Source organism: Polaromonas sp. P3_C2 (genome assembly GCF_056402675.1).
The window spans coordinates 1-733 of record NZ_JBFUGX010001151.1; the positions used below are offsets into that span (position 1 = coordinate 1).

Here is a 733-nt window from a genome sequence, read left to right on the forward strand (position 1 = left end):
CTTTTACCGAGGGGATTTTCTTGATGAATAGTGTTTGCCCGTCGCTGAGTGGCTTGGCAAACCTTTAAGGCGCCACAAATGCCGTTTCACCATAGAAGATGGCTCGTCCTGGTCGCGTTCCAGCTCGCCGTCACGCCGGCCCTGGCCATGGACTTCAATCTCATTGGCGAAACACTGATCATGTCCGGACCGGTTGTTGGCGGCGACGTTGCCCAGCTTAAGGATCAGCTTGCCACGAATCAAGTGAAACTCGTTTTGCTGCACAACAGCCCCGGGGGAGATCTCTGGAATGGGCAAGAACTTGCAAGGCGCATTCGGGATGCAGGCCTCGACACTGCAGTCTCAGGAAAATGCGAGTCCGCATGCGGCCTTGTTTTTCTCGGAGGGGTACACCGCTATTACAGCGACGGCACTCCTCTGGCGAAAACCATGATTGGCCTGCACGGGGCGCACAACAAGGAAACCAAACAGGCGATCCCGCAACTTGGGGCCCGGATGGCCTATCTCATCAGGGAAATGACCGAGAAGAAATTTCCGGACGATCTTCTGGATCGCACCGTCTATCCAAAAGATCCCTCGGATCTCACCTACATCTTTCATCCTGCGCGTTTCAAGGTGGATGGCAAGTCTCGTGGTGTCATGGAATGCAACAAACAGGCGGATGCGACTTTCAAATGCACGATGGTCGACGGCCTGGACGCGATATCTGTCGGGGTGACAACAAGCCCGGAGG

At 55.3% G+C, this 733-nt stretch carries 1 pseudogene; it reads left to right on the forward strand.

Going from position 1 to position 733, the window contains the following annotated elements:
• Nucleotides 1-78: 78 nt before the first annotated feature.
• Nucleotides 79-733, forward strand: a pseudogene (locus AC1DWI_RS25260) (hypothetical protein); the annotation flags it as partial.